This window comes from Bacillus sp. FDAARGOS_1420 (genome assembly GCF_019344915.1).
Classification (GTDB): domain Bacteria; phylum Bacillota; class Bacilli; order Bacillales; family Bacillaceae_G; genus Bacillus_A; species Bacillus_A mycoides.
In genome coordinates this window covers 1365392-1386127 of sequence record NZ_JAHWJB010000002.1, presented here as the reverse complement: position 1 = coordinate 1386127, position 20736 = coordinate 1365392, and the positions used below count along the sequence as shown (strand labels likewise).

At 34.3% G+C, this 20736-nt stretch carries 24 protein-coding genes; 4 read left to right on the top strand and 20 right to left on the bottom strand.

What is annotated here, in order from left to right:
- Window positions 1–194 precede the first annotated feature (194 nt).
- The 4 genes from I6L50_RS17420 to I6L50_RS17405 form a co-directional block, all read right to left on the bottom strand.
- Window positions 195–1049: a MurR/RpiR family transcriptional regulator gene (locus I6L50_RS17420; RefSeq protein ID WP_001119626.1), complete on the bottom strand. Its 855-nt coding sequence runs from the start codon at window positions 1047–1049 to the stop codon at window positions 195–197.
- A 214-nt stretch (window positions 1050–1263) separates the two neighbouring features.
- Window positions 1264–1899: a response regulator gene (locus tag I6L50_RS17415; RefSeq protein WP_219302172.1), complete on the bottom strand. Its 636-nt coding sequence runs from the start codon at window positions 1897–1899 to the stop codon at window positions 1264–1266.
- A 14-nt stretch (window positions 1900–1913) separates the two neighbouring features.
- Window positions 1914–3032, bottom strand: coding sequence for a GAF domain-containing sensor histidine kinase (locus I6L50_RS17410; RefSeq protein WP_113937788.1), 1119 nt, complete (start codon window positions 3030–3032; stop codon window positions 1914–1916).
- 167 nt (window positions 3033–3199) lie between these two features.
- Complete coding sequence (locus I6L50_RS17405) at window positions 3200–4093, bottom strand: mechanosensitive ion channel family protein (protein ID WP_219302171.1); 894 nt, start codon at window positions 4091–4093, stop codon at window positions 3200–3202.
- 522 nt (window positions 4094–4615) lie between these two features.
- Between I6L50_RS17405 and I6L50_RS17400 the strand changes: the two genes are divergently transcribed.
- Window positions 4616–5071 (top strand): NUDIX hydrolase, encoded by a 456-nt coding sequence (locus I6L50_RS17400; protein ID WP_219302170.1) that lies wholly within the window; start codon window positions 4616–4618, stop codon window positions 5069–5071.
- A gap of 29 nt (window positions 5072–5100) precedes the next feature.
- On the opposite strand, the gene I6L50_RS17395 is transcribed toward I6L50_RS17400, so the two are convergent.
- From I6L50_RS17395 to asnB, 10 genes are all read right to left on the bottom strand, one after another.
- Window positions 5101–5649, bottom strand: coding sequence for a cysteine hydrolase family protein (locus tag I6L50_RS17395; protein ID WP_219302169.1), 549 nt, complete (start codon window positions 5647–5649; stop codon window positions 5101–5103).
- A gap of 256 nt (window positions 5650–5905) precedes the next feature.
- Window positions 5906–6076 carry a hypothetical protein gene (locus I6L50_RS17390; protein WP_374108389.1) on the bottom strand — a complete coding sequence of 57 codons (171 nt, stop codon included), beginning with the start codon at window positions 6074–6076 and terminating at the stop codon, window positions 5906–5908.
- 151 nt (window positions 6077–6227) lie between these two features.
- Window positions 6228–6716 (bottom strand): putative periplasmic lipoprotein, encoded by a 489-nt coding sequence (locus I6L50_RS17385; RefSeq protein ID WP_016092680.1) that lies wholly within the window; start codon window positions 6714–6716, stop codon window positions 6228–6230.
- 260 nt (window positions 6717–6976) lie between these two features.
- Window positions 6977–7624, bottom strand: a complete 648-nt coding sequence (locus I6L50_RS17380; protein ID WP_002012699.1) for a nitroreductase family protein — start codon at window positions 7622–7624, stop codon at window positions 6977–6979.
- Window positions 7625–7722: 98 nt separating this feature from the next.
- Entirely contained in the window at window positions 7723–8598 is an 876-nt protein-coding gene (dat, locus tag I6L50_RS17375) for a D-amino-acid transaminase (protein ID WP_219302168.1), read from the bottom strand.
- Between the two features lie 132 nt (window positions 8599–8730).
- Window positions 8731–9693, bottom strand: a complete 963-nt coding sequence (locus I6L50_RS17370; protein ID WP_219302167.1) for an ABC transporter substrate-binding protein — start codon at window positions 9691–9693, stop codon at window positions 8731–8733.
- 195 nt (window positions 9694–9888) lie between these two features.
- Window positions 9889–10890, bottom strand: a complete 1002-nt coding sequence (locus I6L50_RS17365; RefSeq protein ID WP_219302166.1) for an N-acetylmuramoyl-L-alanine amidase — start codon at window positions 10888–10890, stop codon at window positions 9889–9891.
- A 106-nt stretch (window positions 10891–10996) separates the two neighbouring features.
- Window positions 10997–11332, bottom strand: coding sequence for a hypothetical protein (locus I6L50_RS17360; RefSeq protein ID WP_012260872.1), 336 nt, complete (start codon window positions 11330–11332; stop codon window positions 10997–10999).
- Between the two features lie 45 nt (window positions 11333–11377).
- Window positions 11378–11737 carry a GNAT family N-acetyltransferase gene (locus I6L50_RS17355; protein ID WP_219302165.1) on the bottom strand — a complete coding sequence of 120 codons (360 nt, stop codon included), beginning with the start codon at window positions 11735–11737 and terminating at the stop codon, window positions 11378–11380.
- Window positions 11738–11828: 91 nt separating this feature from the next.
- Complete coding sequence (gene asnB / locus I6L50_RS17350) at window positions 11829–13730, bottom strand: asparagine synthase (glutamine-hydrolyzing) (protein WP_002012706.1); 1902 nt, start codon at window positions 13728–13730, stop codon at window positions 11829–11831.
- A 217-nt stretch (window positions 13731–13947) separates the two neighbouring features.
- Here asnB and I6L50_RS17345 point away from each other — a divergent pair, with 217 nt between their 5' ends.
- A complete protein-coding gene (locus I6L50_RS17345) occupies window positions 13948–14415 on the top strand; it encodes an Hsp20/alpha crystallin family protein (protein ID WP_002012708.1) in 468 nt (155 codons plus the stop codon).
- A 36-nt stretch (window positions 14416–14451) separates the two neighbouring features.
- On the opposite strand, the gene I6L50_RS17340 is transcribed toward I6L50_RS17345, so the two are convergent.
- Entirely contained in the window at window positions 14452–15039 is a 588-nt protein-coding gene (locus tag I6L50_RS17340) for an SCO family protein (protein WP_002141632.1), read from the bottom strand.
- A 335-nt stretch (window positions 15040–15374) separates the two neighbouring features.
- On the opposite strand from I6L50_RS17340, the gene I6L50_RS17335 reads away from it, so the two are divergent.
- Window positions 15375–16349, top strand: coding sequence for an MBL fold metallo-hydrolase (locus tag I6L50_RS17335; RefSeq protein ID WP_219302164.1), 975 nt, complete (start codon window positions 15375–15377; stop codon window positions 16347–16349).
- Between the two features lie 188 nt (window positions 16350–16537).
- On the opposite strand, the gene I6L50_RS17330 is transcribed toward I6L50_RS17335, so the two are convergent.
- The 4 genes from I6L50_RS17330 to I6L50_RS17315 all read right to left on the bottom strand — a co-directional run bounded on the left by I6L50_RS17330 (window position 16538) and on the right by I6L50_RS17315 (window position 19094).
- The gene (locus I6L50_RS17330; RefSeq protein WP_033708355.1) at window positions 16538–17380 is read right to left on the bottom strand and encodes a DegV family protein; all 843 of its coding nucleotides are present in this window, start codon (window positions 17378–17380) and stop codon (window positions 16538–16540) included.
- Window positions 17381–17533: 153 nt separating this feature from the next.
- On the bottom strand, window positions 17534–17785 hold the full coding sequence (locus I6L50_RS17325; RefSeq protein WP_002012715.1) for a DUF2535 family protein: 252 nt from the start codon (window positions 17783–17785) through the stop codon (window positions 17534–17536).
- Between the two features lie 328 nt (window positions 17786–18113).
- Window positions 18114–18857 (bottom strand): twin-arginine translocase subunit TatC, encoded by a 744-nt coding sequence (tatC, locus tag I6L50_RS17320; RefSeq protein WP_219302163.1) that lies wholly within the window; start codon window positions 18855–18857, stop codon window positions 18114–18116.
- A 57-nt stretch (window positions 18858–18914) separates the two neighbouring features.
- A complete protein-coding gene (locus tag I6L50_RS17315) occupies window positions 18915–19094 on the bottom strand; it encodes a twin-arginine translocase TatA/TatE family subunit (RefSeq protein ID WP_002012719.1) in 180 nt (59 codons plus the stop codon).
- A 209-nt stretch (window positions 19095–19303) separates the two neighbouring features.
- On the opposite strand from I6L50_RS17315, the gene trhA reads away from it, so the two are divergent.
- Window positions 19304–19960: a PAQR family membrane homeostasis protein TrhA gene (gene trhA, locus I6L50_RS17310; protein ID WP_002085872.1), complete on the top strand. Its 657-nt coding sequence runs from the start codon at window positions 19304–19306 to the stop codon at window positions 19958–19960.
- A gap of 37 nt (window positions 19961–19997) precedes the next feature.
- Here the strand turns inward: trhA and I6L50_RS17305 are convergent, their stop codons facing one another.
- Window positions 19998–20717, bottom strand: a complete 720-nt coding sequence (locus I6L50_RS17305) for a lysophospholipid acyltransferase family protein (RefSeq protein WP_002141628.1) — start codon at window positions 20715–20717, stop codon at window positions 19998–20000.
- Window positions 20718–20736 lie beyond the last annotated feature (19 nt).

The following is a 20736-nucleotide window of genomic DNA, read 5'->3' as shown; positions in this document are numbered from 1 at the left end:
CATTAAAACACTCTCCGAGGCTTTGTCCCCCTCCCAAAAGCCAAACAAACGATTCAAATTCCATATCTACATTATACTAATCGAATTGAATATTCATTCTTTTTATTCATTATGTAAATAAAAAGGATAATCAGCCCCGTAATGGACTAACTACCCTATAAGTTATTATCTAAATTTAACATTTGAAGAGCCCTTTATATTCGTTTCATCGAAATTGTTTCACGTATACTTTGTAAATTTTGTAGTGTTTCCTCTTGTCGCTGCAATGACAATCCCACATACAAAGTATCTAATAAACTAAGCTGCGCTAATCGTGACGAACTTGCTTCTGTACGAAATTCCGTCTCACGCGTCGAAGTATATAGTGTTATATGAGCAAGTTGGCTTAGTGCCGATTTTTGATAGCTTGTAATCGCAATAATGCGAGCCCCTCTTGCTTTCGCTACTTCTAATGCTTCAAGTAATCCTTTATTACTGCCCGAATGAGAAATTGCAATGACCACCGCTTCTTTTGTCAGCAAGCCAGCTCCCATAATTTGAAAATGTGAATCCGTATGAGCAATACAAGAAATACCCGTCCTCATAAACTTATGATAAGCATCCATCGCAATAATACCCGAACCACCATTTCCATAAAACTCAATTCGTTTCGCTTCATTCAGCGCACTTACTGCCTGTTCCAACGCGTTATCATTTAACAAATGTAATGTATCTTGCAGTCCTGTAATATGTGAATGAAAAACTTTTTTAGCAACAGTGACCATATTATCTTCTACCGATACTTCCTCATGAATATTTTGCATCGGGGTATGTACAATCTCACGAGCTAATGTAATTTTCAGGTCTTGAAACCCTTGAAAACCTAGGTGTTTGCATAAGCGGAATATCGTTGCTTCAGAACTATTCGTAACTTCCGCTAACTCCGTAATTGATTTATGTACAACATCTTGTGGATGTTTCAAAATATGTTCGGCAATACTTCGTAATTTCGGTGATAAACCATTTAACGAAGCCTGAATCTTTCCAATCCCACTTTTTGTACCAGGCATATCGTATCTTCCCCTTCCATAGTAGCTTTATCCCGTAAAAACCCGATTGGTTCAACTAATAATCAGTGGGGATATCCCCCCCACTGATTAAAGTTTCACTTTATTGTACCTAATTATTGAAAGAAGAAAAACCTCTATTTGGCGCATCACTATACATTTTATTTGCTCCTATGTATTCTACCGTAACATATGACACAATTATTCATACTTATTTCTAGTTTTCCCCATGCTTTACTGCGTATAAGGCAGCTTGTGTACGATCATCTACTTCCAATTTAGCCAATACGTTAGAAACGTGTGTTTTCACAGTTTGTTCTGTAATATGAAGTTCTGCTGCAATCTCCTTATTGCTTCTTCCTTTCGCAATTTCACGAAGTACTTCTTGTTCCCTTTTTGTTAACATAGAAAAAGGATTCTCTTGTTCTTTCTTGACTGCTGATCGTCCTAATAGTGCTGGTGTTACTTTCGGGTGAAAATTTGCATTTCCTTGATATACCGCAACGATTGACGCAACGAGTTGATCTGGCTGCACTTCTTTTAATTGATAACCATCTGCCCCAGCTTCTAATGCTGGTAAAACGTAATCTTGTTCTGAAAAACTACTGAGCATAAGAATTTTTATTGTCTCATCGTATTGTTTTATACGTTTTGTCGCTTCAATACCATCCATTTTCGGCATTGATAAATCCATTAATACTACATCCGGCCTTTCTGTTTGGACGAATGTTAATGCTTCTTCACCATTTGCTGCTTCCCCAATAATTTCAAATTCTTCTCTCGTCTTCAAAAAGAATACGAGTCCCCTTCGAACGATATGATGATCTTCTACAAGTAATAATTTAATTTTCACTGACGTTCTCCCTCTCAAACCGGTAATTGAATTTCTATCTTTGTCCCCTTTTCCGGTTCTGCTTTTATTCGAAAAATCCCCCTCATTAATTCAATTCGTTCTTTCATACTTTTCAAACCAAGTGCTGACTCTCTTACTTGATCCTGTATAAATCCTATCCCGTTATCTTCTATGTAAAAATGCAACTTATTATTTTCTATCCTTAAATGAATACATACTTTTTCACATGAGGCATGTTTTTTACAATTATGTAATGCCTCTTGGCTTATACGCCATAAAACTTCTTCTATCTCATCTTCAATTAAAACCATTCCATCAATTCGAACTTCCACTTGAATCCCTAACAGTTTTCCGTAATTTTGAATCGCTTCTGCTAAACCTTTCTCTAATCCTTCAGGCCTTAATTGCCAAATCAAAAGTGTCATCTCTTGTAATGCTTCCTGTGATAATTCTCCAATATAGCTTAACATCTCTTGCAAGTCTCTATCCTTCGTCATATTTAGAGTCCCTTTCGCTGTTAGCATAATTGAAAATAACAATTGTTTAACAGAATCATGTAAATCACGAGCCAATCGATTTCTTTCAGCTACAACTACATATTTTCGTTCTTTCTCAACTAATTGAATACGTTGTATTGTCGTTCCAATTTGAAATGCAATCGCTTCTAATAACGCTAACTCCTCCTCAGAAAAATGTGTTTTATGAGGCGAGGCTACATTTAATAGACCAAATTTCTCTGATCCAGATCTTAGCGGGATTGTCGCATGATGTGTAACATCTTCTGTCTCGCCCCAATTACATTCAATCGCATCCTCTATTCGTTTACATTCAATAATATTTGTCGCTTTTTCCAATCTTCCATTCACAAAACGTTCTACACACCAACAATCTCCTTCACACATCGGCTTCTTTTCCTGCCACGTAAGAGCTGGGGGTAAGTTTTGGTCTACAAGCATACGATGCTTTCCACTTTCATCAATAAAGAATATCCACCCTGTTTGTAAATTCATAACTTGTAATAATGTATGTAACACTTTTCCTAACATTTCCTGTAAGTTTGTTGCTTCATTTAGTAACTCAGCAATTTCTTTTAATGCCTCTAAACGATGCATCTCTTTTTCATCTATGCTCATTCTCATCACCAACTACCATTATAACATTAAGAAATTTCAAAATACTACAAACAAAAAAGAACCGAATTCCTTCAGCTCTTTTTTCGGAGATATCCCATACAGTACATTCAAATCTGCCGATTTGCAAATCTAAATTCTAAACCAAAACAGAAATTAGCTAGTTTTCATTAACTGTCTGATAAAGATTGTCCCACATGGATATTCTGTAAACTTTCAGTGTTAACGAACATATTCGCTGCTGGCATTTGCACTTGATTTTTATGGAACATAGACATTAATTCAAATCTTACTTGTCTGGAAGTTTCAAAATAATCTTCAGGTTTAATCAAACCTGTAATACAAAATTCATATCCAACATATTTAAGGTTAGGATTTAAGTCTGTAACTCCAACATATTTAAATGGTTCAACAGCTTCATCATCTACTCTATAAAGATTTTGGTCCAATTTTTCATTACAAATAACACATACTTCTTCTAACAATTCCTTAACTCTTGTAGGATCTTCCTGATAATTTACCGTGATGCGTTCAATAACTCGCATCCACCCTTTATTAAAATTCTGTATCGTTCTAATCTCTCCATGTGGTATGGTAAGGAGCTTCCCTGACCATTCACGAATTTGCATAAAACGAATACTAATTTCCTCAATAGTTCCTGAATTTGTTCCATTAAAAGTTACAAAATCGCCAACACGAAACTCTTTGTCCGCTAATCTTGCGAAGCCTAATATGACATCTTTTAGCATCTGTTGTGCAGCAAAACCGATGACAACTCCCGCTATCCCTGCACCTGCAATAATACTTTTTATATCTACAAATTGACTAATTAAATATATGATTAGACTGATGATAATGATATATCTAAAAATAGATCGAATAACACTTTGAATCGTCTGCTCTACCTCTTCATCAAAAAAGCTTGATTTTTTAAAAAACCAATCAATAATGCGGTTTATGACAAAAGAAATAATGATAAGAACTAAAGCAAATAGTAAAAATCTTAAAAGTAAAAATTCCCTTACATAATTAAAAAACTCTTCAGTATACGTTAATAAACTCATCCATCCACTTCCTTACTAATGAAAATTTCATGCAGAGCTACTCTATTTTAAATACACATTTATCATCTCAACACTTGTTTTCGAAACATCTTTTATCCTGATCTTAAATCGTACTTTCTTAACTATGTATTTGTATTCATTGTTCATCTTCAACAATATAACCATTTCATCAATCTTTCAACTTCAGATGTCCTTTTCTATTCACTATAAATATACCCTTTTTAATACCCTAAAGGGAGATTACAATAGAATTTTTTATAAAATGAAACTTTAATCAGTGGGGTTTTTTGTTCATCTCCCACTGATTATTAGCCCTCACCAATCGGGCATTTACGGGCAGCAGGGCTTCCACCTAACTTCTTTGCTCCAGCCGAATTTTGAGGTAGAAGTTTTACTGCCCACAAATAGCGGGATAAACGCCTTTTTTTTAAATCCGCAATACTCACTTCATTACAAGGAAAATATTCATATGACACCGAATAGTTCATTTGAATATATTTTTACTCGCGGAGGTTACTAACAATGGGATATATTGAAGAACTAAGAAAAGTTGTTGGATCAAGACCACTCAATCTAGCAGGAGTTGCTGTAGCTGTTTTCAATGAACACGGTCAAATATTACTACAACAAAGACGAAATGGCATTTGGGGAGTTCCTGGAGGTTTTGTGGAACTTGGTGAATCCACAGAAGAAGCTGGGAGACGAGAAGTGCTTGAAGAAACAGGTATTGAAATTGGTACACTTCAGTTAGTAAGTGTATTTTCAGGTAAAGAGTTTTTTGTACAATTACCAAATGGAGATGAATTTTATCCTATTACAATCGCATACCTTTGCAAAGACATTACAGGTGGTTTGTTAAAAGCAGACGAAGCTGAATCATTACATGTACAATTTTTTGATTTAAATGGGCTACCAAAAAAGATTAGCCCGTTCATTAAAAAGTTAATTCAACAGCAAGTCGTCTCTATTCAAATGTGAAAAAGAGACCTTTTGAAGGCCTCTTTTTTTCACTTCACTTCTGCATTTAAACAAGATTTAAAATGTCCAAGTGCATATTCATGCCCTTGCGCATTAAAAGATGCTACTGCTTTTTCATAAACGACAATTTGAAACCCTTTGTTATAAGCATCTACTGCTGTATGAAGGACGCAAATATCTGTACATACACCTACAAGATGCACTTCCTCTATTCCTCTTTCTCTTAGCTTCATTTCTAAATCCGTTCCTGCAAAAGCACTGTAACGTGTTTTGTCCATGTAATATACATTTTCAGCATTTTTATATTTTTCGTATACTTCTTGTAATTCACCGAATAAGTCTCTTCCATTTGTATCTGCTATATTATGAGGTGGAAACAATTTCGCTTCTGGATGATATACATCATTGTCTTCATGTTTATCAATCGCAAACACTACATAATCTCCACCTTCAATATACTGCTTCGTTATATGCACAAGTTCTTTCTCAATTTCTTGACCTGGCTTCCCGCAAGTTAAAGCACCTTTTTCAGCTACAAAATCATATGTATAGTCGATATTAATAAGAGCTCGTTTCATTACTACTATCTCTCCTTCTTCTGTTTCACAGTAAACAATAGAAAATTTGTTATTACGACATCGTATGTACTATTCGACATTTCAAATGAAATCCCTACATTTCCAACTCAATACTTACCTTAATCCGAGTTTATCATAAAGTGAAACTTTAATCATAGGGGGGTGTCCATCCCCCTATGATTATTATCCTTCACCAATCGGGCTTTTACGGACAAATTGATCTCCCACCTAACTTCCTCACATGTGGGTAGGGGCCTTACTGCCCGCAAATAGCGGGATAAAACCGATACACAATGACAAAGCATACAGCTCCAATTAACAAGTCATGAATGTGATAATTGAGCGTAACTTCAACCGCCTCTTGTAAAGTAAACCAAATGACCGAAAACATTATAATAAATAAGAAAATACGAATAACTCGTTTCAAACTTTCAATCCCTTCCTCTTACATGATAGTAAAGAATAAGTTCTTCCTATTCATTCGTACTAGAAAGTGAAACAAATTATTCTCAACAACCTAATCCTATCCAAATTAAAAAGTACACTACCACTTTAAGTAATGTACTTTTTATCCATAATTAAGACGCAGGCTTTGTTTCAAACGTTGCTTGATTAAAGCTAATGACTTTTCCTTTCGGGTCATTGTTTTCAAACTGAGCTGCGGTAATCGTATGACTACCTGTCTCAAGCGTCTTTTCTTTTAATTGTACTGTTGTCTGTGTTGTACTAGTTACTTGATGTTTATCTGCAAATATTTGATCTACAAATACAAATGTTTCTTTATCGTTTTGAAAATTGGAAAGTTCTAATTCGACTTGCTGAATTAAAGTATCCTTTTTTATGAATACAGTTGGTATATTGCCATTTTCAGAAGTACCATCTGGAGTAGTTACTTTTACTTTCCCTTCTCCGATTGGCACTGCTCCTTCAGGAAATACGACCATATTCTCATCACTTGCATTTACAACTTGTTCTTCCTGGTTTGACTGTGCATCCTCTTTTTCCTTTGGAGTACCACAGCCTACTAATAACAATACAGACAATCCAGCGATTATGAATTTCTTCAAAATTCATTCCCCCTGTTATTTCATTATAATTTATTATACAAAAATAACTTCTTGATTTTAAAACTAGTTTTTAACACTTTCATGAACAAATATTAACTTGCTCACGATTACTGTACCATACTTTCATTTTAAGAACATTAATTTTTTTAAAGAAATAAATAGTAATTCCAATCTATTCATCATTTTAGCCCAATTTACTAAAAAAATATCCATTCAAAATAAAAAGACATTGTCATTTCAATGTCTTTTCTACATAACATTTAGAAAATAAATGTTGTAATCTCATCAACTTCTTTTCGAGAAAGTTTCTTCGGCTTATCTTTCGGAAACCCGAGTGAAATTACCATATTAATTTGTTTTTGAGGCTCAATTTGTAAATATTGTCGCAGTTCATCTTGAGCTAATAATACAGGTCCTGTCATTGGACAAGTACCCAGTCCTCTCGCATGTGCAGCCAACATTAAGTTTTGTGCTGCTAAACAGCTACTCTTAATTCCTTCCTCTTCCCATACTGAATCAGGAACGAAGGCAATTGGATCAAATATCTTTTCACGAAACTTTGATTCATATGGTGTTGCCAAACATACGATTAATACTGGCGCCTCAGAGAAAGCTGTCGCATATGGACCGAAAGAACGTGTAAGTAATTTCCCTGCTTTCTCTTCTCCATTTTCTGCTGCTTTTGCCGCAAGTTTATGTAATGCATCCCATGTCATTTGTTCAATTTCTTTAATTTTCTCTCGGTTCATAATGACCAAGAACTCCCACGTTTGTGAGTTCGTATCACTCGGTGCATAACGAGCACAATCAATAATTTCTTTTATATCACTAGTGGATACTTCTTGTTCTGTAAACTTTCTAACACTTCGTCTACCGTGAATTACTTCTTTAAAATCTTCATAATTCATATATTAAATCCCCTTTTTACAGCGTTTTCAAAACTTGTCCTATGGTTGAATTATATCATGAAAAAAAGCTGGGGGAATACCAGCTTTTTCCCTCATTATTAATTTGTCACTTTAAACAAATTAATACTTTCTTCATATGCAGCTTGTAGTTTTTTCGTAATTGGTCCTCTTTCGCCGCTTCCAAACTTCTCATCACCAATTTGAACAACTGGGAATATTTCAAGTGGTGTCGCTGTAAAGAAACATTCGTCAGCCTCGTATACTTCTTGCAATGAGAATTCACGCTCTTCCACTTCAATATGTAAAGCTTTCGCTAATGTAATAACGTAGTGACGAGTAATGCCGTGTAGAATGAAATTATCGGCCGGATGTGTAATTAATTTATTATTTTTCACCATAAAGAAATTCGAATGACACCCTTCTGTTACAACTCCATCTCGTACTAATATCGCTTCTTGATACCCTTGCTCGTTTATTTTATTTTTAATCATGATATTAGGTAGAAGGTTTAAAGATTTTATATGACAGAACTTCCAGCGTATATCCTCTTCTACAGTAACCTTTATTCCTTGTTCCATAGTAGCGGTAGGTCTTGGAAACAAAACAATATTCGCAAAATATGTTGGCTGTAAATCTTTTTCATACACATGATTTCGAGCTTGAGCTCCACGTGATATTTGAAGATACACATTCCCATCCTCTTGAAATTGATTTCTTTCAATCATTTGATGAAGTTCTTCAACTAACTCTTCCTTTGTAAACGGCGGAACAATATTTATTTCCCTCATAGATTTAAAAAAGCGTTCCAAATGTAAGTCTAATAAATGAGGCTTCCCATCGTATAACCTAAACACCTCATATATACCATCACCAAATTGAAAGCCCCTCTCCTCTAATGGGACCATCGGCTGTTCTTCCTTCGTATTCACAATTCTTCCGTTAAATAAAATCCAATCTTTATGAGTAGCTTTCATTCCTTCCCACTCCTTTATTCCATAATTGATTTTATTGTACAACTTATCCACACTTAAAAGAAGGAATTTTCTGTATTTAACTAAACAAAAAAAGTACATCACCTATTTAAAGTGATGCACTCAACCATTCATTTATTTCAGAAAATATTTTTCAATATCATCTAACATTAAGTTTGCAGCTTTAATACCGCCTGCTGTATTCCAAATTACTTCATCCACTTGGAATACTTTATTGTCTTTAGAAGCCTGCAGCTGCTTAAAGAGTGGGTCTTCTGTCCATTCTTTTGCTAACGTGGTTCCTTCGTTATTCTTATCTGCATCTTTATCAGATGTGAAGTAGAATATGTAGTCCCCATCCATATTCGGAATTTGCTCTTTTGTAATTCCTTTTATCGCAAATTCATCTTTATCTTGTAGTGGTGGTCGCTTAAATCCAATATCATTTAAAACAGCACCTGAGAATGAGTTTTTCTGATAAATACGAACGTCACCTGGTACGAAGCGAATAATAGAAACTTTAGAATTCAATTTATCTCCTAACTTCTCTTTCATTCCTTCAATACGTTTTTTATAATCTTCAAGAGCCTTTTGCCCTTCTTTTTCTTCATTTACAGCTTTTGTATAGAATGTAAAGTTTTCCTTCCAATCCCCGCGCAATGTTTCAGCGTATACAGTTGGCGCTATTTCGTTCAATTGCTCATATATTTTTTCATGACGCATTTTATTCCCGATAATTAAATCCGGCTTAAGCTTCATAACTGCCTCTAAATTAATATCACGCTCAGTTCCTACAACTTTCGTATCTTTTAAATCTTTCGCTAAATGAGGATACCATTCATCACCAGCACGTGGTTTTGTAGTTCCAACTGGCGTTGCTCCAACAGCTAAAAGTGCCTCCGCACCCTCATTTGTTAAAACAACTACTTTTTTAGGTGTACCATTTACTGTTGTTTCACCCATTGCATGCTTTACAGTATACGAATCTTTTGCTTTAGCTGATGGATCATTTCCTTTTTTCTCTTCTTTGCTACACCCTGCGATTATTACCATAAGTATCATAATGCATAACATAAATATTTTTTTACTATGTACCATATGTCCTCCTAGATGAAATTGATTATCATTAACAATCAAAGGTTAATGTATATTACATACATTTTAGATTCTATCCGCTATTCAAATGTTTATTTTTAAAATAAAGTATATAAGTATGAAAACAATAAACGTTCTTAAAATGCGTATCTACGTTATACATAAATACGCATTCATATTACATCATAAATTTATTTCCTAATATTGATTATATTTAATATATGATGGATTATTATACACCCACTGATTTCCACCAAGGTTCAACCAACCGTTTTGATTAATATATACTAAATAAGATTCCGGATTATTTAATTTACGAATAACTGAAGAAGATGTTGATGGACCACTTCTTAAATTCACATTTGTTCCTTGTATATATGCAACACCAATTGCGCTTCCATCGCTATTGCTCGTCTTTACAAAATTAATGTACGAAGGGTCATTATACACCCATTGTCCATTTCCTAAGTCTAACCATCCGTTACTTTCCTGATATACGACATACGATTCTGGGGCGTTTAGTTGACGAATAACTGAAGAAGACGTTGATGGGCCACTTCTTAAATTCACATTTTTCCCAAGTATATAGGCAATCCCCTTCGTTTGTGGTGTTGGCTGTGGGTTTGGAGGTTGTGGATTTGGAGGATTCGGATTTGGAGCTACTCCAAAAATAGCTGCTATTCCGTTTGCATACGCTTGGCTTAGATCTTCGATAAATTGTGGATTTTTCAATAAATTAGCATCAAACGTTGTATCAATAAAGGCAGTCTCTGTTAAAATTGCATCCATTGCAGTCTCTCTTAGTACCGCATAATTTGCTTTTTTGGCTCCTCGGTCACGAAGACCGTATTTTGTTAATACAGGATTGACTGCTGCATGCATCTTTTGTTGCTTTTCATATGCAGAACTACTATTAGATAGCGCGTTGTAAATATAACTTTCAAATCCAGTTCCACCGCCACTATTAATGTGAAATGAAATAAAATAATCTGCACCAAATGAATTAGCAATATTAGCACGTTCTGATAAAGAGATAAACACATCACTATCACGTGTCATTTTAATATTGATTGGATAATTTACAGATAAAATATCTCGCACACGTCTAGCAATTTGAAGTGTTAACTCTTTTTCCACTAACCCATTACCAACAGCACCAGAATCATATCCACCATGCCCTGCGTCTATAACAAGTTTCATATATCTTTTTCATTCCTTTCTTTATTGTAATAAGCTTTCATTTCTACTCGTCCTATTTTATGTTAATTGTACAAGTTCCGTTACAAGTACAAATAAAAAAACCCCCTTATGTAAGGCGGTTTCTATCGCTTTGCTTTAGCCAATTTAAAATGAATATATACGATTGATAATGGATGTAACGTATGCAAAATAAAAGAAATAAAAGAAATATCCCCCCGCCGCTATATAGCAACCCAAACTTCAAAAAAATGTTCAAAAGAGGTGGGAAATACGTTATGTTTTGCAATACAAATAGCATACAAAACAAAATTAAAAATACGGGAATATATTGTAATTCATATGGTCTTCTCTTCTTATACATTCTTTTCCGAATAAAAGTCTGGCATAGTTCTGCTACTATAAAACAACCTCCAACTAATACAAGACCAGAAGTTATCGTCATACGTCCACCTACCTTATATTCATATCATCACCTAATCAATATTCACTATATTTTCTTTACATATATTCCATTTCCCTCAATAAAACCAGATCCCTCTATGAAAGATTTAGCTTGTTCAGTAAACATCTCTTGCAATACTTTTATTTCTTTCACATTTCTCTGTTTCATCATTTCTTCAAATGTAAAATACGTATTTGTCCCGTATCCATAACCTTGATAATCAAAATGAATAATTAACTGTGAAAAAATAGCACTCTCTTCTTGAACGCTATAATCTATTACGCCAATATATGTATCATCAACTTTTACACAATACTGAACCTTTTTCTCATCTAAGCTGTGTGAGTGAAACATTTCTTTTACAGCGCTTTCATTTTCTGTATTTACTTTCTCAAACGTAATCATATGTTGTCCATCCTTTTACTATTATTGTATCAATAATAAATGCAATTTATGAAAAAAACCTTAAGATCGAATGCGACCTTAAGGTTTTTTATTAAACTAAGCTATACGCACGCTTTGTTTCTTCGTGGAACTTATTCGTATCGTATTTATGCTCAACATAAATTTGATGCCATACCATAAACGCAAGTACAGTCCAAATTTTACGGCTATAATCGCCTTTATCTGCACAATGTGCTTCCAGTAAGTTTAATACATACTGTTTTTCGATTAAATGCTCAGTTTTGCTTTCTTTAATAATATTTACAGCCCAATCGTGCATTTCATCTTTTAACCAGTGACGAATTGGTACTGGGAATCCAAGCTTTTTACGATCTAACACGTGATCCGGAACAATTCCACGAGCAGCTTCACGTAATATAGCTTTCGTTGTTCCGTTTGCAATTTTAAATTCTGTCGGAATTTTAGATGCAACGTCAAATACTTCTTTATCTAAGAACGGTACACGAAGTTCTAATGAATTTGCCATCGTCATTTTATCAGCTTTTAATAAAATATCGCCGCGTAACCATGTGAACATATCAATGTACTGCATTTTACTTACATCATCATAATCTTTAATTTCGTTATACAATGGTTTCGTGATATCCATATAGTTAACACTTTCATCGTAATACTTCATTAATTCAGCTTTCTCTTCTTCACGGAAGATTTTCGCATTTCCATAGTAACGCTCTTCGATTGGCGTACATCCACGCTCTAAGAAGCTTTTTCCTTTAAACCCTTCTTTAAGAGCACCACTTAATGCCTTTAGAACACTCTTTCCTGGGCTAGGAATGTAAGAGAACATTTTTAACGAGTTTGGCTCACGATAAATGTTATATCCACCAAATAGCTCGTCTGCACCTTCACCAGAAAGAACAACCGTTACATGTTTACGCGCTTCTTTCGCAACGAAATACAATGGTACAGCTGCTGGATCCGCTAAAGGATCATCCATATGCCAAATGATTTTTGGGAACTCATCCATAAATTCTTGCGCTGTAATGAATACGTTATGGTTTTTAACTCCTAATTTCTCAGCAGTTTCTTTCGCAACATCAACTTCACTGAAACCACGTTGTTCGAAACCAATAGAGAATGTTAATAGATTTGGATTCATTTCTCTTGCGATAGAAGCAATAATAGATGAATCGATACCACCAGATAAGAAAGAACCTACTGGTACATCACTACGCATATGTACTTTTACAGAATCGTATAATACATCACGAATTGCTTGGATATGCTCCTCTTTCGTTGCGCTTGAAGCGTTGAAATAAGGATTCCAGTAGCGATGGATTTCCATCTCTTTACCAATTTCTTTTACGAAGTAATGACCAGGCTCAATTTTGTTAACATCAATTGTTAATGTTTCTGGCTCTGGACCATATTGGTACGTAAAGTAGTGTTGTAGTGACTTTGGGTTTACCCCTTTGTCTTCCATTACATGCATAATACTTTTCTTCTCAGATGCGAAGAATGTAGTATCACCTTGTTGTGCGATGTATAAAGGCTTAATACCGAAGTGGTCACGTGCACCGAAAAGTGTCTTTTCTTCACGATCCCAAATCATAAATGCGAACATACCACGAAGGTAGTCTACACATTTTTCTTTCATATGTGCATACAATGCAATGATAACTTCTGTATCAGATTGTGTAGCAAAAGTTGCACCTTTTTCAAGTAACATTTCACGTAGTTCTACATAATTGTAAATTTCACCATTAAAAATAATTACATATCGATCATTTTCATAAGTTAACGGCTGATGTCCTGCCTCTAAGTCAATGATACTTAAACGGCGGAAGCCAAATTGTACATGTTCATCACGAAAATATCCTTCGTCATCTGGACCGCGGTGGAAAATCATCGTGTTCATATTTTCAAATTGATGTTTTTCTGTTTCTGAAAACTCTCTAGGGTTTTCACATAAACATCCTACAAAACCACACATACTTCTTACCCTCTTTCAGTTTTCATTCTGTCTCAATACTACTATATCAACCCTATTTATACTAGCATAATCAACTGAATATGGCGACCAAAAACTATAAAAAACTCACTCCATTTCACATTTTTAACATTTTTTTATGAAAACATGAAAACTAGGCACTCACCTTTCTCCGCTTTTGTCATATGATATTGCAAATTGATTTCTAGGAGGTAATACCATGAGTGAAGAAAAAAAAGATTCTTCTCGCCCACCGGTTCGTAATTATTTAAAACAAATTGATGATTTTTTCGAACAAACACCTCTCCGTGGCGTAATTGCTGATTTAAATCATTTTTTCCAAAAGGGAAACCGTTTATTAACATTCCCAGTAGATTTATACGAAGTTGGTGACGAACTCGTCGTTACAGCCGAACTACCAGGTATACAAAAAGAACAAATTCAAATTGAAATACAAAGCGAATACTTAAAAGTCTCTGTAAAAGAAGATATACTTGAAGAGACGGAAGAAGAACAGACATCTCATAACTATTATCGCCGAGAACGTTCCATTTCAGAAGCGTCAAGAATTATTAAGTTACCATATTTAATTAATAAAAAAGCAACGAAAGCTTCTTATCAAAACGGTGTATTAGAAATTCGCGCACCGAAATTACCACAACAGCATGACATATTATCCATAGACTGAATACTAATAAAAGAAGGGTGCTAAGCACCCTTCTTTTTAATCAGCTAATCGCTTCATATCACGTATAATATCTTCGTATGGCGTATTGCTAATGCCGCTATATTTTTTCATTACTTTTCCATTTTGATCGACTAAGAAAAATGATGTACCGTGTATTACTTGCCCATTCTCTGGTTTATCTACAAGCGATTGGAAGTTATCTTTTGAAAACTTTGTAATATCCTCCAGTGAATAACCTGTTAACAAGTTCCAATTACTTGTATCCTCTGTAAACTTTTGAATGAATGCTTTCAAATTTTCTGGTTTATCAAGTTCAGGGTCTACACTAAACGAAACAAACTGAACGTCTAATTTCTCTTCCTTAGCCATTTTCTGTAATTTCGCCATATTAGCAGTCATTGGCGGACAAACTGTTTGACAGTTTGTAAACATGAAATCTGCTACCCAAACTTTCCCTTTTAAATCTTTTGTACCAAACGGCTTTCCTTCTTGATTTGTAAATTGGAAAGTTTCTAAATCCCAGTTTAACGGTTTACGGAGTTTTGCCCCTGAACTGCTACAACCTGCAAGTACAAAGAGACAAAATACAACCATAAGACCAATTAACTTTTGATAACGCTTCATTATTAAACCTCTTTTCTCTATCCTTAATTTATGTAAGTTATGTATATCATAACAAAAGTAAACACTATGAGAAAATTGTTTACATCATTTGTTCACGAAATCGTACGAATTTACGTATGTTACTTCTTTATTTCAAGCGAATTACTAGACAAAATATATTTTACTACTATTATTTCTCTAACCATTATTTGCGAAACGAAGTTCATTGTTAAATTTGTAAATAAATCTTCCTATTTTTTTACAATTAATTAAACATTACTCCATGTTAAACACTGTATTCCTTAACAACATTTCGGTACAATACAACTACAACGATTTTAAATGAGGTGATGTTCATGGCTAAGCGCTATGAAAATATGGATAATGCAAGTACAAAAAAATCAATTCGCTCCTTCTTACGTTGGCGTAAAGAAAGAAAGCAAAACAAAAAAGACTTTTCTTTTCTAGTAGAACAATCACCTGTTAAACAAAGTAAATTTCTACTAAATAACTTTGAAAAAACGACTGTCACATGGATTGGTCATTCAACTTTTCTCATTCAAACGAACGGCTTAAATATTTTAACAGATCCAGTATGGGCAAATAAATTAAAGTTAGTTCCACGACTTACTGAGCCAGGGCTCACTATAAAAGAACTACCTAAAATCGATATCGTTCTTATTTCACACGGTCATTACGATCATTTAGACTTTTCATCTCTTCGTCAACTAAATGATGATGCCTTATACCTTGTTCCTATTGGGCTAAAAAAATTATTTACTCGTAAAAAATTCACCAATGTAGAAGAATACAACTGGTGGGAAAGTACAACAATTGATGAAGTCTCTTTTCACTTCGTACCTGCCCAGCACTGGACGAGAAGAACATTATTTGATATGAACACCTCTCACTGGGGAGGATGGATCATTGATAATATGACTTCTTCAGAAACCATTTATTTTTGTGGTGATAGTGGTTATTTCCAAGGATTTAAAGAGATCGGCAAACGTTTTTCAATCGATATTGCACTTATGCCAATTGGTGCCTATGAACCAGAATGGTTTATGAAAGTGTCTCACGTTTCACCAGAAGAAGCTGTGCAAGCCTATCTAGATATAAAAGCTACACATTTCATTCCCATGCACTACGGTACTTTTGCTTTAGCAGATGAAACACCAAGGGAAGCCGTAACACGACTACGAAATAACTGGAATTTACGAATGCTACCGTGGGAACAACTACATGTTCTCTTTTTAGGTCAAACTTTCACTTATAGCCCTATTGTCCCAGATAAAGAACCAGTAAAAATCATAGAAACTTCTCATGTATAATAGTACTAATTTTTGCGAGTAATTTATCATATACTTTAAAAAATTGAAAAGGGTGTTTTCCATGAAAGATTATTTACAGACTCGCTATATAATTAGCGGTAGCGCCTGTATTGCCCTTCTCATTTCTTATTTTCTGTCCTGAAGTAATAAAAAAGCTACTTGAAAATTCATTTCAAGTAGCTTTTTTATTACTCTGCTAAATACATAAAACCAATTGCTCCTGGTCCTGTATGAGTACTGATAACTGGTGTTGTATAGAAAATCTCTGATTGAGTGAATCCATTCACTTTTTCAACAGCAGCTTTTACACTTTCTGCTAAAGGAATTGCTTTAGCATGTGGAATCGCAACAGCTTTCACCACTTTTCCAGCAGTATCTTCCTCGAATAGTTTAGCCAACGTTTTTACAATCTGCCCTTGGCTACGTACTTTCGTTACCGGATTATATACGCCGCCTTCTAAACTTGCAATTGGTTTAATATTAAGTAAAGAACCAATAAGTGCCTTACCTTTACCGATGCGTCCACCTTTTACTAAGTTTTCTAATGTATCTACGATTACGTATAAACGAGTATTTTTTCTCACTTCATCAATACGTTTTAAAATAGCTTCTAATGAGCTTCCTTCTCTTGCCATTTTAGCAGCCTCAATTACTTGATATGCTAACGCATGGCTAATGAATTGAGAGTCAACAACTGTTACTTTCGTATCTGCCATTGATGCAGCGCTATTTGCTGTTGCAACTGTGCCACTCATTCCACCTGTCATATGAATGGAAAGTACTTCACTTCCATCTTCCCCTAACTTTTCATACATTTCTACAAATGTACCCATAGCTGGTTGTGATGTTTTTGGTAATTCTTCTGATTTCGCCATTTCTTCAATAAATTCATCTGGTTGTAAATCAACGCGATCTAAGTATGTTTGTCCATTTACAGAAATAGATAATGGTAAAACATGAATATCATACTTCTCAATTATATCTTTTGATAAATCTGCCGTTGAATCTGTTACAATTTTAATTTTTTGCATATTATATTCTTCCCTTTCCAATACGCTCTCCCTGTTATTATACTAGCATTCCCGATGCTTTCAACAATTTCGAATGAATTTCACTAAATTAATTATATTTTTATACCTAAAATAAAAAAGACAGAGCTTATCTAACTCTGTCCCTGCTGTGTATTATGCATTCTTTTCAAGAGTATTTGTCTTATATACATTTGAATAATCATTCCACTTCAAACAACTTTGTAAATATTCACGGAAAGAGTACGAGAATCTTGGGTTTTTATGTTTTTGAATTTTCGCAATAAACAATTGAAGACGAGACTGAATTAGAAACGCTAATGGATGCTGTGTTTGTAGGACAGGGATTTCAAATATTTTAATACAATTCCCTGTTGCATGAGTGAAATAAAAACTTTTCGTAATCACAATATCAATCCTCTTTTTCGTTGGATTTTTGAACTTCCTCCACTTTATTCTTTAACACGTTTTTTAGTGTAGGTTTCCTATGAATACTAAAATATCCTTAAGCTGCCCCATTTAGAAGTTAATACTTCATTTATATCCACCTAATTCGAACCCTGTCCTATATATCCTTTGAGACGGGAGTCTTATTATCCATATATAGCTTGATAACTTCAGTATAAACTTATAAAAATGAAAAGTTTGTCTAAATTTTGGAGATTCTATAATTTTTCCCTTCTATATATTGTATACAATTATAGCTAGAGTATAACAAATAAATTAAAAAGTGCCTTTATAACGAGGCACTTTTCGACTGTATTTCTTCTTCTCTTTTCTGTTTTCGTTTACTAACTATCTTTGATAAAGCGATACTGATTTCATAAATACAAATAAGCGGTACCGCTACTAAACTATGTGATAAAAAATCTGGCGGTGATATACATGATGCAATTATAATCAACACGACATAAGCATATCTTCTTATTTTCTGAAGAAATTCTGCCGTTAGAAGACCTATACTCGTTAAAAACATAACAACTACAGGTAATTCAAATATAACAGCAAACGGAACTGTTAAATTTAATACGAAATGAAAATATTTTTCCGTTGTAAACATCGTATTAAACATCTCATTACCAATTGTAGTTAGGAAATGAAATAAAAATGGCATGACGATAAAATAACCGAAAGATAGGCCTGCTATAAATAATATAGACAATACCGGTATATACATTAATGTCATTTTTTGTTCATTGGGATGTAAACCTGGTTTTACAAATAACCAAATTTGTATCGCAGCAAAAGGAATTGTACAAACGATAGCAAATACTGTAGCAATCGAGAAAAAAATCCACAACACATCACTTGGACCGAGAACAGTTAATTTCATTGGTAAATCTTTTACAAGCCAAAAATAAATATCCTTCGTAAAAGCAAATCCAATAATTAAAAATAATACAAAGGATAATACTGTATATATTACTCGTTTGCGAAGCTCAACAATATGTTCTACTACGCTCATTTCCCGATCTTCCATCTCGTTCACCACACTTTATTTATCCATTCCGAGAAAAACTTCAGCATATTCTTTTATTTATTTATTTTTTTCTTTCTCTTGAAATGCCTCATCAGTCAATTCTTTTGTTGATTTTTTAAATTCTTTTAACGTTTCCCCTAAAGCTTTCCCAATTTCCGGTAACTTTTTTGGGCCAAATAAAATTAACACTGCTACTAAAATTAAAATTAACCCTGGAAAGCCAATATTTGAAAACATTTCCCCATCCCCTTCATAAGTAGATTCCTTGTCCTACTATTCCATAAGTTCATTTTGTCAAAAAATTTCGTAAACGTCAATGTATCCGTTGTCTTTTGTCAAAAAAATTTGAAAATATAATCAATTGAATATCATTTTCTATTCCTTTTGTATATGATATGGTTAAGGAAAATATAACTTATCTCAATACAGTGAAAGGGATTAACATTATGACGCAAAAAATTAAAAGAATGACCCAATTTGTAAAAGAAGAAATTGCGAATGCAATTACCCATGGTATCGGTGCCATTTTAAGCATCCCTGCCTTAATCATATTAATTATTCATGCTTCCAAACATGGCACAGCATCTGCTGTTGTTGGCTTTACCGTTTATGGCGTAAGCATGTTCTTGCTATACTTATTTTCTACACTGCTACATAGTATCCATCATCCAAAAGTAGAAAAGTTATTCACCATTTTAGATCACTCCGCCATATATTTATTAATTGCCGGCACGTATACACCATTTCTACTCATTACACTGCGTGGCCCGCTCGGTTGGACTTTACTCGCAATTATTTGGACCCTTGCGATTGGTGGCATTATTTTCAAAATCTTCTTTGTTCGTCGCTTTATTAAAACATCAACATTATGTTATATCATTATGGGTTGGCTCATCATCGTTGCCATTAAACCCCTTTATGAAAATTTAACCGGTCACGGCTTCTCACTACTATTAATAGGCGGCATTTTGTATTCTGTCGGAGCTATATTCTTCCTTTGGGAAAAGCTTCCGTTCAATCATGCCATTTGGCATCTCTTCGTACTAGGCGGTAGTACAATGATGTTTTTCTGCGTACTGTTTTATGTCTTACCCGCAGCATAAAAAAAGTTTCAGCTTGTTTAAGCTGAAACTTTTTTTATTACTTATGTAATTGAGATGCAATAATATCTTTTGTATGCTGGGTTAACTCTTTAGCATCCATACTTGCATATTCTTCAGGTGTAATTGGCTTAGAAATTGTTAATGTTGCATGAGCTGGTTTCATACGATTTCCATTAGCCTCAAACATCTTATATGTACCATCTAAAGTTACTGGTAATATGGATACGCCAGATTTTACAGCAAGGTGAAAACTCCCTGCTTTAAACTCACCGATTTCGCCACCCTTACTTCTCGTTCCCTCTGGAAAAATCACGATAGAATGCCCGCTCTTTAACAGTTCAATTCCATCTTTAATTGCCTTAAGAGATTGACGACGATCGCTGCGGTCCATAAACACACAATTCATTAATTCCATCCATGTTGGCACAACCGGAAACTTTTTAATTTCCGCTTTTGAAACGAATCCAATTGGCTTATTTAAGTAACCTAGTAACACAGGAATATCCATATTACTTTGATGATTACTTACAACTAGCACCGGCTTGTCTTTCGGAACATTTTCAAGTCCCTTTACTTCTACAGTCGATCCAGTTACACGCACCATTTTTTTACCAAACCAGTTTGTTGTTTTATACACAACACTATCTTTTTCTTGCGGTGACATCGCATTTGCTTTTCTTTTTATACGCCACAACCTTGGCGTAATCGCAATTACGATTAAAATTAAATAAAAGATTTTAAAAAACGTTTGAATCATACAGAACCCCCACCTATTA

Coding starts and splice junctions, on each gene's coding strand:
- I6L50_RS17330 (WP_033708355.1), bottom strand. CDS start 17,380: ATGCAAAAAATTAAAATTGTAACAGATTCAACGGCAGATTTATCAAAA.
- I6L50_RS17315 (WP_002012719.1), bottom strand. CDS start 19,094: ATGTTTTCAAATATTGGCTTTCCAGGGTTAATTTTAATTTTAGTAGCA.
- trhA (WP_002085872.1), top strand. CDS start 19,304: ATGACGCAAAAAATTAAAAGAATGACCCAATTTGTAAAAGAAGAAATT.
- I6L50_RS17335 (WP_219302164.1), top strand. CDS start 15,375: ATGGCTAAGCGCTATGAAAATATGGATAATGCAAGTACAAAAAAATCA.
- I6L50_RS17395 (WP_219302169.1), bottom strand. CDS start 5,649: ATGAAACGAGCTCTTATTAATATCGACTATACATATGATTTTGTAGCT.
- I6L50_RS17360 (WP_012260872.1), bottom strand. CDS start 11,332: ATGACGATAACTTCTGGTCTTGTATTAGTTGGAGGTTGTTTTATAGTA.
- I6L50_RS17340 (WP_002141632.1), bottom strand. CDS start 15,039: ATGAAGCGTTATCAAAAGTTAATTGGTCTTATGGTTGTATTTTGTCTC.
- dat (WP_219302168.1), bottom strand. CDS start 8,598: ATGAAAGCTACTCATAAAGATTGGATTTTATTTAACGGAAGAATTGTG.
- asnB (WP_002012706.1), bottom strand. CDS start 13,730: ATGTGTGGTTTTGTAGGATGTTTATGTGAAAACCCTAGAGAGTTTTCA.
- I6L50_RS17410 (WP_113937788.1), bottom strand. CDS start 3,032: ATGAGCATAGATGAAAAAGAGATGCATCGTTTAGAGGCATTAAAAGAA.
- I6L50_RS17365 (WP_219302166.1), bottom strand. CDS start 10,890: ATGAAACTTGTTATAGACGCAGGGCATGGTGGATATGATTCTGGTGCT.
- I6L50_RS17400 (WP_219302170.1), top strand. CDS start 4,616: ATGGGATATATTGAAGAACTAAGAAAAGTTGTTGGATCAAGACCACTC.
- I6L50_RS17380 (WP_002012699.1), bottom strand. CDS start 7,624: ATGAATTATGAAGATTTTAAAGAAGTAATTCACGGTAGACGAAGTGTT.
- I6L50_RS17305 (WP_002141628.1), bottom strand. CDS start 20,717: ATGATTCAAACGTTTTTTAAAATCTTTTATTTAATTTTAATCGTAATT.
- I6L50_RS17345 (WP_002012708.1), top strand. CDS start 13,948: ATGAGTGAAGAAAAAAAAGATTCTTCTCGCCCACCGGTTCGTAATTAT.
- tatC (WP_219302163.1), bottom strand. CDS start 18,857: ATGGAAGATCGGGAAATGAGCGTAGTAGAACATATTGTTGAGCTTCGC.
- I6L50_RS17405 (WP_219302171.1), bottom strand. CDS start 4,093: ATGAGTTTATTAACGTATACTGAAGAGTTTTTTAATTATGTAAGGGAA.
- I6L50_RS17370 (WP_219302167.1), bottom strand. CDS start 9,693: ATGGTACATAGTAAAAAAATATTTATGTTATGCATTATGATACTTATG.
- I6L50_RS17420 (WP_001119626.1), bottom strand. CDS start 1,049: ATGCCTGGTACAAAAAGTGGGATTGGAAAGATTCAGGCTTCGTTAAAT.
- I6L50_RS17355 (WP_219302165.1), bottom strand. CDS start 11,737: ATGATTACGTTTGAGAAAGTAAATACAGAAAATGAAAGCGCTGTAAAA.